Origin of the sequence: Bacillus sp. SH5-2 (assembly GCF_008368905.1) — a bacterium.
Classification (GTDB): domain Bacteria; phylum Bacillota; class Bacilli; order Bacillales; family Bacillaceae_G; genus Bacillus_A; species Bacillus_A luti.
In genome coordinates this window covers 44,240-58,122 of record NZ_QOSD01000010.1, presented here as the reverse complement: position 1 = coordinate 58,122, position 13,883 = coordinate 44,240, and the positions used below count along the sequence as shown (strand labels likewise).

Sequence of the window (13,883 nt, the reverse complement as noted above, 5' to 3'; positions counted from 1 at the left end):
AGTTTTTTAATTTCTTTTTTGTCGTTTTCTGCGTTTCTGCATCAGCGACGGTTATTAATTTATCATATATTAACTATTAACGTCAACACTTTTTAATAAAAACTTCTTTTTCTCACATAACGGATACATTCTTCTGCATTAGCGACTCTCCGAAATAAACAAAAAACGATTTTATATCTTTCTTCCATCGCTTTTTTTACAACGTCATGAATACGCTCATCTTCAAAATCAAATAAAAGTTCCTCTAACTCTCTCTTCAATATGTATTCCATTTCTTTTCTCTCTTCTTTCGTCAACATAATTCCAAGCAAATCATCACCTCAATAATCCCTTACGGGGCAATAAACGTTCCGCTCATTTTCACTTATCAAAATCCTCTCATTCATTATATCCACTACTTACGATGTTAATCATTTGTTCTCTTTTTTATATTTTAAGCATATATGTAACTGAAAAGGATTGGACAAAGGGGCGTAATATTATGTTTTTCTTTTTTATTACGAGTAAAAGAACTTTTAAACACATTAGCTTAATAGTAATACTTTCCTTATTTACAGCATGGCTTCTCTTTTTAAAAACATATTCACATGAGTCTGCTTTTTCAACAGCTACAGGACCTAAGGTAATTTACAAAGGAGACACAGCTAAAAAACAAGTTGCATTCACGTTTGATATTAGTTGGGGAGACAAAAAAGCTATTCCAATCCTTGATACACTTAAAGAAAGAGATATTAAGAATGCAACCTTCTTTCTTTCTGCTGCATGGGCAGAAAGACACCCTGATATTGTTGAACGCATCATGAAAGATGGACATGAAATCGGTAGTATGGGCTATAATTACACATCCTATACTTCTCTAGAGACAAATGAAATACGAAGAGATCTTTTGCGTGCACAAGATGTTTTCACAAAACTCGGCGTAAAACAAGTCAAGCTATTACGCCCACCTAGTGGAGACTTTAACAAAGCAACACTTAAAATAGCAGAATCACTCGGATACACTGTCGTTCACTGGAGTAATAATTCGAACGATTGGAAAAACCCAGGTGTAAATAATATCGTTTCCACCGTCTCTAATCATTTGAAAGGTGGAGATATCGTCTTATTACACGCATCCGACTCTGCCCTCCAAACAAATAAAGCTTTACCGCTACTTCTGCAAAAGTTAAAGAATGATGGATATGAACAAATATCCGTTTCACAACTTATTTCCAACACAAGTACAAAAAGTGAAGATGTAAAGTAATGTCCCTACTACCCTTCACACATAAAAAGCTCTATTATCTAAATGAAAGATAATAGAGCTTTTTCTATCCTAATATTCACAGTAGTATAACTACCACTACGTAAAAACCAAAGATAATTTTCTTAATTAAGCAGTTTTACTCGCTCTTCCAATTAAACGATGTAATATAAGTAACTGATATGCATTACATAATAAAAGCGGTATAACCATTAAATACAACCAATCCGTATCATTAATCCGAAGCGCTGGTACCCATTCAAGAATTGTTACCACAACCATAAAAAATAGGGCGGGCACAAATGCTTTTTTATTCGTTTCTTTACTTTTCACATAAGCAACAATCGCTCCAAACACAAATAACACCCCAGCAACAAGTATGTTATTCCCTAATGAAACTTCTCCATTTGCAATCAGTACGGATCTTAAGTACACAAAATCAAATAATACAAATGCAATAAAGAAGAGTTGTACTGCATTCCATAAAGAGGATGAACGAAACATCCCGAGTCCAAAGCGATGGATTGTTAAATATGCAAAGAATCCCATTTGACTTATAACGCTAAAAATAAATCCTACTCCCATCAACCAGAAAGAAATCGCTAGAATCTCCTTAACGTCGAAATTTTGAAAAAACTTAGCGTACTCGTCCCACTCTAAAACAAACCCGATAAAGACCGTGCTAATTCCACCAAGAAACAACGTCGTTAAAAATAGGCGTACCCACTTGCGGCTATTCACAACACATCCCCCATTATTCGTATATTTCTAATTAAATTGTATCAATGACAATTTCAAAAAGCTAGCCATGTTCATGTATAAATTCCTTAAAGATATTTATATTAAAAAAGAGAACTGTGTTGAAAGGAGTTCGAATTTATGAAACGGATGCTACTCGTTTTGATTTCTTCTTTTCTATTTATCGCACTTGTAGCATGTGCACAAGAAAAAGAAGCTAAATCCGAACTAGATTACGATCAAACGAAGAAAATGATTATTGATATTTTAAAAACCGACCAAGGAAAGAAAGCCATCCAAGATGTATTAACAGATGAAAAAATGAAACAAGCACTCATACTAGATGAAACAGTAGTAAAGAAAACGATTGAAGATGCAATGGTATCCGACAAAGGGCAACAATTCTGGGAAAAGCTCTTTAAAGACCCTGAGTTCTCATCGAAATTTGCTAAAAGTATGGGGAAAGAACAGACGAACTTAATGAAAACTCTCCTAAAAGATCCTGAATATCAATCAGGTGTTATAGAAATTATGAAGAACCCTGAAGTAGAAAAAATGATGCTGCAAACAATGAAAAGTAAAGAATACCGTCAATATTTACAACAAGTACTAACGGAAACTGCTGAAAGCCCTCTCTTCCAAGCTAAGATGATTGACATCATTAGTAAAGGTGTGCAAAAAGCTGAAAAAGGCGGGTCTGATAAAAAAGAAGCAGGCGGTGAAGGTGGTTCCCAAGATGGGAATAAGGAACAGCAGTAAAAATTCTAACTATAATAATGAGTGGACGATATATGTATCATCCACTCATTATTACTTTACTTTTGCGCGACAGCTGTTTTGTCAATCACTGTCTCAGCTATCGTACGATAAATAAGACCTGTTGTATGTGTATCTTCATATACTGACGGTGCAAAGTCTTCTTTATTCCAATCAGGTTGTTGAAGTGGAATTCGGCCAAGTACATCCGTTTGGAGTTCTGTAGCTAATTTATCTCCTCCACCTCTTCCAAATACATACTCTTTCTCTCCAGTTACTTTACTTTCAAAATACGCCATATTTTCAACAACACCAAGAATACTATGTTCTGTACGTAAAGCCATTGCTCCAGCACGTGCTGCTACGAATGCAGCTGTTGGATGAGGCGTCGTTACAATAATCTCTTTACAAGCCGGTAACATCGAATGTAGATCTAGCGCAACATCACCTGTACCTGGAGGTAAATCTAATACTAAATAATCTAAATCGCCCCATTCTACTTCTGTGAAGAAGTGATTTAACATCTTCCCAAGCATTGGCCCTCTCCAAATAACCGGTGCATTATCTTCTACAAAGAATCCCATTGAGATTACCTTTACACCTAGACGCTCTACTGGGATGATCTTATCGCCTCTTACGATAGGACGTTTTTCTATCCCCATCATATCCGGTACGCTAAAACCGTAAATATCCGCATCAATAATACCAACCTTTTTTCCTAGACGAGCTAAAGCAATTGCAAGGTTAACAGAAACCGTTGATTTCCCCACTCCACCTTTTCCACTCGCCACTGCTAAAAATGTCGTTTTCGAATTTGGTGACAATAAAGATTCAATTTGCTCTTCTTCTTGTTCCGGCGCAAACTGAGCTAATTCCTCTTCTGTAAATTCTGCAAAGCGAAGCCCTACTGTTGCTACTCCTAGTTCTTTTACTAACTTTACAATTCCAGATTGCAATTGCATTTGTTCCGCCGTACCGGTTTTTACGATTGCAATTTTAACACTTACATGTTCCTTCTCAGGCTTGACTGTTACCTCTTTAATTGCCCCTGTTTCTTTTAACGTTTTATGTAAAAACGGATCTACAATCCCTTCTAACGCTTCCACTACTTGCTCTTTCGTTACCATAATTAGCCCAGCCCCCTGTATGAAAAATAACATAATGTTAATTAAATATATCTCTCTTTACTTTTGAAATAAATGCGTTTACATTTCCAGTATAACATATTTTCGGAAAACTTCGTTAACGACAGGAACTCAAAAAAATCCTCCTTATTCTGGAGGATTTCCTTTTTCCGTGAAATAACGTAATATACCACGGTATATAGCCGCAGCTACCTTCTGCTGATATTTCTCCGAATTTAACATATACCTTTCGTTCACGTTCGATAAAAAGCCCGCTTCAATTAAAGCACCTGGTGTTTTCGCATACTTTAATAAATACACATGAGAAATCGTTTTAGCGGAACGATTCGTATTTTCTAAACTCGTTCTCAATTCAGCTTGTATAAATTTCGCAGCACGTTCATTTTCAAGTAACGAACGGTAGTAGAACGTTTGTGCGCCTTTCGATCCACTACTCGTTAAAGCATTTAAATGGATACTCGCAAAAAAGTCTACATCAGGTTTATTAATGATCTCTACACGCTTTTTTAAATCCTCTGCTTTACGTCTACTATAGGACTTTGTATCTTTGTGAGCTAAATCATAGTCTCCCTCACGCGTTAAAATAACTAACGCACCTTGTTCTTGTAAATAATCTTGTACTTTCTTTGTAATCTCAAGTGTAATATCTTTTTCTATAATATCCTTTCCACCAACAGCCCCTCCGTCTGGCCCACCATGCCCAGCATCTAGTACAATCACTTTCCCTGATAAGGGTAAATTCCAAGCTCGCCACGATTTTGTAATTTGAAATTCTTGTTTGACTAAAAAAAACAAAACAACCGCAGCGAGTGCAAAAGAGATAATTCGAATTCTCTTCATACCTTTCCTCCTCCAGCTAGTCCCTCTAATTACTTATATGGGACAAGAGGAAAGTTTATGCTTGTCTTAATGAAGCTTTAATCGATATCTTCTTTCACCTTTTTCATATCCTTCCTGCCACCATAAGCCGATAAACTGCTGGCAAGATTCGAAAAGTAATTCCTCATCTTGTAACTTAATTTCTCGCATAGTCATGCTCGTTAAAAATTGAAATAGCGTTTCTGTTAATTGTTGCTCTTCTTCTAAGGCTCTATATTTCACGTCAAAGAGCGATTCGCCATAATAACCAAATTTACTATATCTCGCTCCTAATAAATACGATTCTATCCCTAATTCAATGCAGTAATCTTCATACTGACGATGAAGCTCCTGCATCTGAAAGGCATCTCTAATATTTGAACGTAATGTTTTTAATGATAATTCCCGCAGCATCTTTCGTTCATATTTCAACTGCTTTTCTTTTTGTTTTTCTTGTAAGCTGACAATGACATTCATAGTACTTATAAACCTCCCTACTACGTATTAGTCTAAACTTCTAAAGAAGAAGCATACGCGAGCGGATAGCACTAAAATATTCCAAGCAACAAAAATTATAAAAGAGGAATGAAACATAAAAAAACCCCAACCAAAATGGTTGGGGTTTGTAGTTCGCAAAAATTAACGTTTTGAGAACTGAGGTGCACGACGTGCGCCTTTAAGACCGTATTTTTTACGCTCTTTCATACGTGCGTCACGAGTTAATAGACCTGCACGTTTTAGTGTTAGACGGTATTCTGGATCAGCTTTTAATAAAGCGCGAGAAATACCGTGACGAATAGCACCAGCTTGACCAGTGTATCCACCACCATTTACGTTTACAAGTACATCGTAGTTACCTAAAGTTTCTGTTGCAACTAGAGGTTGTTTCACTACTTCACGTAATGCAGCAAATGGGATATAGTTTTCAAAATCACGACCGTTAATGATAACGCGTCCTTCGCCTGGAACTAGGCGTACGCGCGCTACTGAACTCTTACGACGTCCAGTGCCATAGTATTGAACCTGTGCCAAAGTAAGCCCTCCTTTAATTAATTATCCGCGAAGTTCGTAAACTTCTGGTTTTTGTGCTTGGTGTGGATGCTCTGCTCCAGCATACACGTTTAGTTTCTTAGAAACTTGACGGCCTAAGCGTCCTTTTGGAAGCATGCCTTTAATTGCAAGCTCTAACATTTGTACAGGGTAGTTTGTACGCATTTCTAGAGCTGTTCTTTGTTTAAGTCCACCTGGGTGGTTAGTGTGACGGTAGTAAATTTTATCGTTTAATTTATTACCTGTTAAATGAATTTTCTCAGCGTTAATAATAATTACATGATCACCCGTGTCAACGTGTGGTGTAAATGTAGGTTTGTTTTTACCGCGTAAAATAGATGCTACTTCCGTAGATAGGCGACCTAAAGTTTGACCTTCAGCATCAACCACATACCATTTACGCTCAACTTCGTTAGCTTTTGCCATAAAAGTCGTACGCATGTGTTTCCCTCCTCGTTATCTTTTCCATAGAAAAAATCTATTGTTTATCTTAAACACGATTTCCTTCCGGGGCTAATCGTGGTTTTAGAAACAATACCATATGTTATGATATACTTTTGAGTTTCTAATGTCAAGCAAATGTTACACCAGGATTAGTTGTTATAGTTTACCTCCCATAAGTAAAGCCCATGACCTGGAGCCATCTTTCCAGCAAACTGACGATTTTGTTTCGCTAGAATCTCTGGAATGCTATCAGGATCAAGCTTTCCTTGCCCTACGCTCAGTAACGTACCAACAATAATTCTGACCATATTATATAAAAATCCATTGCCTACAAAGCGAAAAATTAATTCATCACCTTGCTCAATTAGCTCAATTTCATAAATTGTTCGCACTTTATCCTTTTTGTCAGTTTTTGCCGAACAAAAAGAAGTGAAATCATGCGTCCCAATAAAATACGGGATCGCTTTTCTTATCGAGTTGATTTCGAGTGGATATGGATATTGATATACGTAATTTCTACGGAATACATCCGCAGTCTTTGATAATAATACACGATAACGATATTCTTTTCTCTCAACACCGTAACGCGCATGAAATTCTTCTGTTTTTTTCTCTACCTGTCTGATAACAATATCATCTGGCAACATTGTGTTTAATGCATTACTCCATTGCCACTCTTCAAGAGACAACGGTGTATCAAAGTGTATCACTTGTCCTTTAGCATGAACGGTAGAATCCGTCCTGCCTGATGCCTGAACGCGAACAAGTTCTCCTTTATGCAATTTTTGCAATGCTTTCTCTATCTCTTGTTGAACAGTACGATGCTGCGGCTGAATTTGATAACCACAAAAATGCATGCCATCATATGCAACCGTACATTTTATTCTATCCATTTCTCTATTCTCCATTACGATCGCACCCATGCCAAAATACAAGCTAAACAAAGTAAGCTTATAATCGTTACTGTATCACTTGTTTTCCAGCGTAGTTGCCTAAATTTAGTGCGTCCTTCGCCACTTTGATACCCACGTGCTTCCATCGCGATTGCTAAGTCCTCTGCACGCTTAAAAGCACTGATAAATAGAGGAACGAGTAGTGAGATAATCGATTTCATCCTATCTTTTATCGGTCCTCCGGCGAAGTCAATACCGCGTGACGCTTGTGCCTTCATTATTTTACTCGTTTCATCCATTAATGTCGGGATAAAACGAAGAGAAATTGACATCATTAATGCGATTTCATGAACAGGAACTTTTATACGCTTCAACGGCTTTAATAAAGTCTCCAAACCATCTGTAATTTCAATAGGTGTCGTCGTTAACGTTAATAATGTCGTCATTAGAATAATAACGAAGAATCGTATAGAAATGTATATCCCTTGCTCTAATCCTTTTTCATGTATAGAAAACCAACCAAGTTGGAATAGTACATCCCCTTCTTTATTTGTAAAAATATGCAGGAAAAATGTAAAAAGAAAAATCCATAAAATTGGTTTTAAGCCCGAAAGTACATAACGAATCGGCACTTTTGCAAAAAATAAAGCAATGAGTGCATATAAAAATAAAAATCCATATGAAATCGCATTATTTGCCAAGAAAACAACAAATACATATAAAAAGACAATCAGCAGCTTCGTACGCGGATCAAGTTGATGAATAAGTGAATTCCCTGGGATATACCTCCCAATAATCAACTGCTGCATGATTCATGACCACCTTTTCGTAACACCTGCACAACTTCATGAGTAAGATCCTCTAAAGATAAGGTAGCCTTTGGAATTGAAATGCCAAACTTCTCTTCAATTGCACGTTTATACTTTAAAGACATAGGAAGATCCACGCCAATTTTTTCTAATTCATCAGCATGTGAAAATACTTCCTCTGCACTTCCTTGCAAAAAGACCGTTCCTTTATGCATGACTACAACCTGCTCTGCATACTTAGCAGCATCCTCCATATTATGCGTTACAAGGATAACTGTAAGACCTTTCTCCTTATGTAGCTTATAAAACATCTCCATAAGTTCATTCTGCCCTTTAGGATCTAGCCCTGCTGTAGGTTCATCTAATACAAGCACTTCGGGTTCCATAGCCAGTACGCCCGCTATCGCAACACGCCTCATTTGCCCACCACTTAACTCGAACGGAGAACGTGTTAATAGTTCTGTATCTAATCCTACAAGTTCAATTGCCTCTCTGGCCTTTTGCTTCGCTTCTTCTACAGATACCCCAAAGTTTGTAGGGCCGAAACAAATATCTTTCTCCACAGTCTCTTCAAACAACTGATGTTCCGGGAACTGAAAGACAACCCCTACTTTTTTACGTAGTGGCTTTAGCTTCTTTTCTTTCTTTCCTGCCGAAATGAAATGTTCACCAATTTGAACTGTCCCATTTGTCGGCTGCAATAAACCATTTAAATGTTGAATCATCGTCGACTTACCTGAACCAGTATGACCGATAATGGCATAATAGCCCCCACTTGGAAACGACACGTCTACATCGTAAAGTGCGCGTCTTTCAAATGGAGTTTTATATTGATAACGATGTTCTACTTTTTGGAATGTAATCTCCAAAGTTCGTTCACCAAGCTTTCCATTGTAAGATGCGTATTTTGCAAGAGAATTTCATTTCTTTTTAATAATTCTGCTATTTTCACTGAAAAAGGTACATCTAATCCAATTTCTTGGAGCATATGAGAGGATTTGAAGATTTGCTCTGGGGTTCCTTCCTCTAATATTTCTCCCTTGTTTAAAATAATAACCCGGTCTGACTGTGCCGCCTCTTCTAAATCATGCGTAATTGATAACACAGTAATACCTTTTTGATTAACAAGCTGTCTAACCGTTTCTACTACTTCACGTCTTCCTTGAGGGTCTAGCATTGACGTTGCTTCGTCTAGTATTAAAATAGATGGCTGAAGCGCTAAAACGCCTGCTATTGCGACTCGCTGTTTTTGTCCACCAGATAACGAATGGGGTTCATCATTAAGAAAATCTTCCATACGGACAAGTTGCAGAGCCTGTTCTAATCTTTCCACCATCTGCTCCCTTGGCATTCCGATATTCTCTAAGCCAAATACAATATCATCTTGTACTGTCGTTCCAACAAATTGATTATCTGGATTTTGAAATACCATCCCAATTTGTTTTCGAACATCCCATACCGTTTCCTCTGATAAAACTATTGTATCATTTACAGTAATAGTCCCTGCTTCTGGCAAAAACAAACCATTCAATAATTTTGCAAGTGTAGACTTCCCTGAACCGTTTTGTCCAATAACAGATACCCATTCTCCTTCATATAAGGAAAATGAAACATCTTTTAATGCATAAGTGGCTGCCCCAGGATATTGAAATGATATATTTTCTGTCCGAAGTTTCTCTTTTTTCAATACAAGGCACCCTTTCTTTTGCCAAGTTAGCCTATTTTTATATTTAAAAAAAAGGGCCATGACCAGTTTCTTGAAAAGAACTGTCCTGCCCTTTTAATTATCATTATACTAACTCGATAATTACCATTGGTGCTGCGTCTCCGCGACGTGGACCAATTTTTGCAATACGAGTGTATCCGCCTTGGCGCTCAGCATAGCGTGGAGCTACATCAGCGAATAATTTTTGAAGTGCATCTTGACCAGTCTCAGCGTTAGCTACTTCATTGCGAATGAAAGCTGCTGCTTGACGACGAGCATGAAGATCTCCGCGTTTACCTAAAGTGATCATTTTTTCCACTACAGAACGAAGTTCTTTTGCACGAGTTTCTGTCGTTTGGATGCGCTCGTTGATAATTAAATCAGTAGCTAAGTCACGTAACATAGCTTTACGTTGCGCACTTGTACGGCCTAATTTTCTGTATGCCATTCGTAGTTCCCTCCTTTGTTGATGGGTTTAAATCCTCAGTCGTCTTTACGTAAACCTAAACCTAATTCCTCAAGTTTATGTTTAACTTCTTCTAAGGATTTACGTCCTAAGTTACGAACTTTCATCATATCTTCTTCTGTTTTGTTCGCAAGCTCTTGTACAGTATTAATTCCTGCACGTTTTAGGCAATTATAAGAACGAACAGAAAGGTCTAGTTCTTCGATAGTCATCTCAAGAACTTTCTCTTTTTGATCTTCTTCCTTCTCGACCATAATCTCAGCATTTTGTGCTTCATCAGTTAAACCAACAAAGATATTTAAATGCTCAGTTAAGATTTTGGCACCTAAAGAGATAGCTTCTTTTGGCCCGATGCTTCCATCCGTCCATACATCAAGCGTAAGCTTATCATAATTAGCCACTTGTCCGACACGTGTCTTTTCCACTTGGTAAGTCACACGTGATACTGGAGTATAAATAGAATCAATAGGAATTACTCCTATTGGTTGATCTTCGCTTTTATTTGCATCAGCTGGCGTATACCCACGGCCACGCTTTGCAGTTAAACGCACGCGGAAATGCGCATCTTTTGCTAACGTTGCAATGTGTAAATCTGGATTTAAGATTTCTACATCACTATCGTGAGTAATATCAGCAGCTGTGACAATACCTTCGCCCTGCACATCAATTTCCAACGTCTTCTCTTCTTCAGAGTAGATTTTAAGAGCTAACTTTTTCAAGTTTAAGATGATCGTCGTAACGTCTTCTACTACGCCCTCAACTGTTGAAAATTCATGTAATACGCCATCGATTTGGATAGCAGTAACAGCGGCACCAGGGAGTGAGGATAAAAGAATACGACGTAAGGAGTTACCCAAAGTAGTACCATATCCACGCTCAAGCGGTTCAATTACGAATTTACCATATTTAGCATCTTCGTTAAGTTCAACCGTTTCGATTTTCGGCTTTTCGATTTCAATCATTAACTAAACCCTCCTTCAAAACGTCGAAACCCCGGTTAAACAAAGGTATAACCCCTGTCTAACCGAAAGTCCCCCTTAGGCAGTTCCCGATTGTGCACAACAAGCGATGTTTCTGTACGAAATTTCTCGATAATGCATCATATCCATTATAGACAAAAGGGAAAATTCTATACAGAAAAATTACACACGACGACGTTTTGGTGGACGACATCCATTATGAGGAACTGGAGTAACATCTCTAATTGCTGTTACTTCTAGACCTGCAGCTTGAAGAGCACGAATTGCAGCTTCACGACCAGCACCAGGACCTTTAACAGTAACCTCTAAAGTTTTTAAACCGTGTTCCATTGCAGCTTTAGCAGCAGTTTCAGCAGCCATTTGCGCAGCGAATGGAGTAGATTTACGAGATCCACGGAAACCAAGTGCACCAGCACTAGACCAAGAAAGTGCGTTACCGTGAGTATCTGTAAGTGTTACGATTGTGTTGTTGAAAGTAGAACGAATATGAGCTATACCAGCTTCGATATTCTTTTTCACACGTTTTTTACGAGTGTTTGTTTTACGTGCCATTGTTAGTTCAACCTCCTTTACTTATTATTTCTTTTTATTTGCTACTGTACGACGTGGACCTTTACGTGTACGAGCATTGTTTTTAGAGTTTTGACCACGAACTGGTAAGCCACGACGGTGACGAAGACCACGGTAAGAACCGATCTCCATTAGACGTTTAATGTTAAGAGATACTTCACGACGAAGGTCTCCCTCAACTTTAATACGATCGATGATATCACGGATACGTCCTAATTCGTCTTCCGTTAAATCACGAACTCGTGTTTCTGAAGAAATACCAGCTTCAGTTAGAATTTTTTCAGCAGTTGTGCGACCAATGCCGAATACGTAAGTTAAAGAAATAACAACGCGTTTGTCTCGAGGAATATCTACACCTGCGATACGTGCCATTACGAATGCACCTCCTTCTGATTAACCTTGTTTTTGTTTATGTTTAGGGTTTTCACAAATAACCATTACTTTTCCACGTCTACGAATAACTTTACATTTTTCGCAGATTGGTTTAACTGACGGTCTTACTTTCATGTCTCGAACCTCCTTAAAGATTACGGAGTGCTATATTATTTAAAACGGTACGTAATACGACCACGATTTAAATCGTACGGAGATAATTCTACCGTAACTTTGTCTCCTGGTAAAATACGAATGAAGTTCATACGGATTTTACCAGAAACGTGAGCCAATACGACATGCCCATTCTCTAATTCTACTTTGAACATAGCATTTGGCAACGTTTCAAGAACGGTACCTTCGACTTCAATTACATCATCTTTAGCCATTCAATAGTTCTCCCTTCATCAAATCAGTAACATTTTACACTGCTCTGAAATCCCGGAGAGCCAGCTACTTATAAAGTGGTAAGGATTTCGTATCCTGCTTCTGTAAGAGCAATCGTGTGCTCAAAATGTGCACACCATTTACCATCTACCGTTACCACTGTCCAGTCATCAGATAGTGTTTTTACATATCGTCTTCCTTGATTCACCATCGGCTCAACACAGATGACCATTCCCGGCTTTAATCTAGGGCCTCTATTTGGTGGACCATAGTGCGGGATTTGAGGGTCCTCATGTAAGTCTTGCCCGATTCCGTGACCAACATACTCCCTAACGATCGAGAATCCATTCTCTTCAGCATGGGTTTGAACCGCATGTGAGATATTTGATAAGCTCTCGCCTGGTTTTACTTGTTCTAGACCAAGATACAACGATTTTTCTGTGACATCAAGTAGCTTTTGAACAGATTCAGAAATGTTTCCAACTGGATACGTCCATGCAGAATCTCCATGGTACCCATTGTATTTCGCACCAATATCGATACTGATGATATCGCCCTCTTTGAGCTTGCGCTTCCCTGGAATTCCGTGTACAAGCTCTTCATTTACAGAAGCACATATGCTCCCCGGAAATCCGTTGTATCCTTTAAAAGATGGCGTAGCACCATATTTTTGAATCGTCTTTTCCGCTATTTGATCGAGCTCTTTCGTTGTAATTCCTGGAGTAATGTGTTGTTTCAACTCTTGATGAGTTAAAGCAACGATCCTGCCAGCTTCTCGCATGATTTCTATCTCGCGAGGAGTTTTGCAGATTATCATTACGCTAAGCCTCCGATGAGAACATCGATATCAGCAAATACTTTATTGATATCTTGCTCACCATTAATGCTTTGTAGGTAACCAAGCTCCTCGTAGAAATCAAGCAAAGGTTTTGTTTGCTTAATATTTACATCTAAACGATTTGCTACAGTTTCTTCATTGTCATCAGAGCGTTGATATAATTCGCCACCACATTTATCGCACACATCAGCTTTTGCTGGTGGATTGAATTCTAAGTGGTAAGTCGCACCGCACTCTTTACAAATGCGACGGCCTGTAAGGCGTTTTAATAACAACCCTGAATCCACATTAATGTTTAAAACATAGTCGATTTTTTTGCCAAGATCTTTCATAATTTCTTCAAGAGCTGATGCCTGTGCAACAGTTCGTGGAAAACCGTCTAGTAAGAAGCCTCTTACGCAGTCTTCTTGGCTTAAACGATCACGAACAATTCCGATTGTAACTTCATCTGGGACAAGAGCACCTTTATCAATAAAAGATTTAGCTTGTAAACCCATTTCAGTTTCAGCCTTCATAGCTGCACGGAACATATCTCCTGTTGAAATGTGAGGGATGTTATACTTGGCAACAATCTGTTCGGCTTGTGTACCTTTACCAGCACCAGGAAGCCCCATTAAAATTAAGTTCAT

General features: G+C 38.2%; 21 protein-coding genes. 2 read left to right on the top strand and 19 right to left on the bottom strand.

Annotated elements, in window-relative coordinates:
- Positions 1–92 precede the first annotated feature (92 nt).
- Positions 93–311, bottom strand: a complete 219-nt coding sequence (locus DN410_RS08390) for a hypothetical protein (protein WP_000900684.1) — start codon at positions 309–311, stop codon at positions 93–95.
- A gap of 170 nt (positions 312–481) precedes the next feature.
- Between DN410_RS08390 and pdaB the strand changes: the two genes are divergently transcribed.
- A complete protein-coding gene (gene pdaB, locus DN410_RS08385; protein WP_149176134.1) occupies positions 482–1,246 on the top strand; it encodes a polysaccharide deacetylase family sporulation protein PdaB in 765 nt (254 codons plus the stop codon).
- 126 nt (positions 1,247–1,372) lie between these two features.
- Here pdaB and kbaA read toward each other — a convergent pair whose 3' ends face one another.
- Entirely contained in the window at positions 1,373–1,984 is a 612-nt protein-coding gene (gene kbaA, locus DN410_RS08380; protein ID WP_149176133.1) for a KinB signaling pathway activation protein KbaA, read from the bottom strand.
- Between the two features lie 138 nt (positions 1,985–2,122).
- Here kbaA and gerD point away from each other — a divergent pair, with 138 nt between their 5' ends.
- Positions 2,123–2,740, top strand: coding sequence for a spore germination protein GerD (gene gerD / locus DN410_RS08375; protein ID WP_071711509.1), 618 nt, complete (start codon positions 2,123–2,125; stop codon positions 2,738–2,740).
- A 56-nt stretch (positions 2,741–2,796) separates the two neighbouring features.
- Here gerD and DN410_RS08370 read toward each other — a convergent pair whose 3' ends face one another.
- From DN410_RS08370 to DN410_RS08290, 17 genes are all read right to left on the bottom strand, one after another.
- Positions 2,797–3,864 carry an Mrp/NBP35 family ATP-binding protein gene (locus tag DN410_RS08370; protein WP_149176132.1) on the bottom strand — a complete coding sequence of 356 codons (1,068 nt, stop codon included), beginning with the start codon at positions 3,862–3,864 and terminating at the stop codon, positions 2,797–2,799.
- Between the two features lie 144 nt (positions 3,865–4,008).
- Positions 4,009–4,722, bottom strand: a complete 714-nt coding sequence (gene cwlD / locus DN410_RS08365) for an N-acetylmuramoyl-L-alanine amidase CwlD (RefSeq protein ID WP_071711511.1) — start codon at positions 4,720–4,722, stop codon at positions 4,009–4,011.
- A gap of 66 nt (positions 4,723–4,788) precedes the next feature.
- Entirely contained in the window at positions 4,789–5,217 is a 429-nt protein-coding gene (locus DN410_RS08360; protein ID WP_149176131.1) for a DUF2521 family protein, read from the bottom strand.
- 162 nt (positions 5,218–5,379) lie between these two features.
- Complete coding sequence (rpsI, locus tag DN410_RS08355) at positions 5,380–5,772, bottom strand: 30S ribosomal protein S9 (RefSeq protein ID WP_000079986.1); 393 nt, start codon at positions 5,770–5,772, stop codon at positions 5,380–5,382.
- Between the two features lie 21 nt (positions 5,773–5,793).
- Positions 5,794–6,231: a 50S ribosomal protein L13 gene (rplM, locus tag DN410_RS08350; protein ID WP_001260795.1), complete on the bottom strand. Its 438-nt coding sequence runs from the start codon at positions 6,229–6,231 to the stop codon at positions 5,794–5,796.
- A gap of 152 nt (positions 6,232–6,383) precedes the next feature.
- A complete protein-coding gene (truA, locus tag DN410_RS08345) occupies positions 6,384–7,127 on the bottom strand; it encodes a tRNA pseudouridine(38-40) synthase TruA (RefSeq protein WP_098841470.1) in 744 nt (247 codons plus the stop codon).
- 14 nt (positions 7,128–7,141) lie between these two features.
- Positions 7,142–7,936, bottom strand: coding sequence for an energy-coupling factor transporter transmembrane component T family protein (locus DN410_RS08340; protein WP_149176130.1), 795 nt, complete (start codon positions 7,934–7,936; stop codon positions 7,142–7,144).
- Positions 7,924–8,805: an energy-coupling factor ABC transporter ATP-binding protein gene (locus tag DN410_RS08335; RefSeq protein WP_149176129.1), complete on the bottom strand. Its 882-nt coding sequence runs from the start codon at positions 8,803–8,805 to the stop codon at positions 7,924–7,926. Before DN410_RS08335 ends, DN410_RS08340 begins: the two co-directional genes overlap by 13 nt.
- Positions 8,781–9,623, bottom strand: a complete 843-nt coding sequence (locus DN410_RS08330) for an energy-coupling factor ABC transporter ATP-binding protein (protein ID WP_149176128.1) — start codon at positions 9,621–9,623, stop codon at positions 8,781–8,783. The genes DN410_RS08335 and DN410_RS08330 overlap by 25 nt, the downstream gene beginning before the upstream one ends.
- Positions 9,624–9,726: 103 nt before the next feature.
- Complete coding sequence (rplQ, locus tag DN410_RS08325) at positions 9,727–10,089, bottom strand: 50S ribosomal protein L17 (RefSeq protein WP_000331490.1); 363 nt, start codon at positions 10,087–10,089, stop codon at positions 9,727–9,729.
- A gap of 35 nt (positions 10,090–10,124) precedes the next feature.
- Entirely contained in the window at positions 10,125–11,069 is a 945-nt protein-coding gene (locus DN410_RS08320) for a DNA-directed RNA polymerase subunit alpha (protein WP_000569643.1), read from the bottom strand.
- A gap of 180 nt (positions 11,070–11,249) precedes the next feature.
- The gene (rpsK, locus tag DN410_RS08315) at positions 11,250–11,639 is read right to left on the bottom strand and encodes a 30S ribosomal protein S11 (protein ID WP_000101798.1); all 390 of its coding nucleotides are present in this window, start codon (positions 11,637–11,639) and stop codon (positions 11,250–11,252) included.
- A gap of 24 nt (positions 11,640–11,663) precedes the next feature.
- On the bottom strand, positions 11,664–12,029 hold the full coding sequence (rpsM, locus tag DN410_RS08310) for a 30S ribosomal protein S13 (protein WP_000090790.1): 366 nt from the start codon (positions 12,027–12,029) through the stop codon (positions 11,664–11,666).
- Positions 12,030–12,050: 21 nt separating this feature from the next.
- Entirely contained in the window at positions 12,051–12,164 is a 114-nt protein-coding gene (gene rpmJ, locus DN410_RS08305; RefSeq protein WP_000868344.1) for a 50S ribosomal protein L36, read from the bottom strand.
- Between the two features lie 35 nt (positions 12,165–12,199).
- Complete coding sequence (gene infA / locus DN410_RS08300; protein WP_001029884.1) at positions 12,200–12,418, bottom strand: translation initiation factor IF-1; 219 nt, start codon at positions 12,416–12,418, stop codon at positions 12,200–12,202.
- Positions 12,419–12,486: 68 nt separating this feature from the next.
- Positions 12,487–13,233, bottom strand: a complete 747-nt coding sequence (gene map, locus DN410_RS08295) for a type I methionyl aminopeptidase (protein ID WP_149176127.1) — start codon at positions 13,231–13,233, stop codon at positions 12,487–12,489.
- Complete coding sequence (locus DN410_RS08290; RefSeq protein WP_149176126.1) at positions 13,233–13,883, bottom strand: adenylate kinase; 651 nt, start codon at positions 13,881–13,883, stop codon at positions 13,233–13,235. The genes map and DN410_RS08290 overlap by 1 nt, the downstream gene beginning before the upstream one ends.

What these genes read in the sequence shown, in the direction of transcription:
- pdaB (WP_149176134.1), top strand. Translation starts at nt 482, where the DNA reads ATGTTTTTCTTTTTTATTACGAGTAAAAGAACTTTTAAACACATTAGC.
- gerD (WP_071711509.1), top strand. Translation starts at nt 2,123, where the DNA reads ATGAAACGGATGCTACTCGTTTTGATTTCTTCTTTTCTATTTATCGCA.
- DN410_RS08370 (WP_149176132.1), bottom strand. Translation starts at nt 3,864, where the DNA reads ATGGTAACGAAAGAGCAAGTAGTGGAAGCGTTAGAAGGGATTGTAGAT.
- cwlD (WP_071711511.1), bottom strand. Translation starts at nt 4,722, where the DNA reads ATGAAGAGAATTCGAATTATCTCTTTTGCACTCGCTGCGGTTGTTTTG.
- DN410_RS08360 (WP_149176131.1), bottom strand. Translation starts at nt 5,217, where the DNA reads ATGAATGTCATTGTCAGCTTACAAGAAAAACAAAAAGAAAAGCAGTTG.
- rplM (WP_001260795.1), bottom strand. Translation starts at nt 6,231, where the DNA reads ATGCGTACGACTTTTATGGCAAAAGCTAACGAAGTTGAGCGTAAATGG.
- truA (WP_098841470.1), bottom strand. Translation starts at nt 7,127, where the DNA reads ATGGATAGAATAAAATGTACGGTTGCATATGATGGCATGCATTTTTGT.
- DN410_RS08340 (WP_149176130.1), bottom strand. Translation starts at nt 7,936, where the DNA reads ATGCAGCAGTTGATTATTGGGAGGTATATCCCAGGGAATTCACTTATT.
- rplQ (WP_000331490.1), bottom strand. Translation starts at nt 10,089, where the DNA reads ATGGCATACAGAAAATTAGGCCGTACAAGTGCGCAACGTAAAGCTATG.
- DN410_RS08320 (WP_000569643.1), bottom strand. Translation starts at nt 11,069, where the DNA reads ATGATTGAAATCGAAAAGCCGAAAATCGAAACGGTTGAACTTAACGAA.
- rpsK (WP_000101798.1), bottom strand. Translation starts at nt 11,639, where the DNA reads ATGGCACGTAAAACAAACACTCGTAAAAAACGTGTGAAAAAGAATATC.
- rpsM (WP_000090790.1), bottom strand. Translation starts at nt 12,029, where the DNA reads ATGGCACGTATCGCAGGTGTAGATATTCCTCGAGACAAACGCGTTGTT.
- rpmJ (WP_000868344.1), bottom strand. Translation starts at nt 12,164, where the DNA reads ATGAAAGTAAGACCGTCAGTTAAACCAATCTGCGAAAAATGTAAAGTT.
- infA (WP_001029884.1), bottom strand. Translation starts at nt 12,418, where the DNA reads ATGGCTAAAGATGATGTAATTGAAGTCGAAGGTACCGTTCTTGAAACG.
- map (WP_149176127.1), bottom strand. Translation starts at nt 13,233, where the DNA reads ATGATAATCTGCAAAACTCCTCGCGAGATAGAAATCATGCGAGAAGCT.
- DN410_RS08290 (WP_149176126.1), bottom strand. Translation starts at nt 13,883, where the DNA reads ATGAACTTAATTTTAATGGGGCTTCCTGGTGCTGGTAAAGGTACACAA.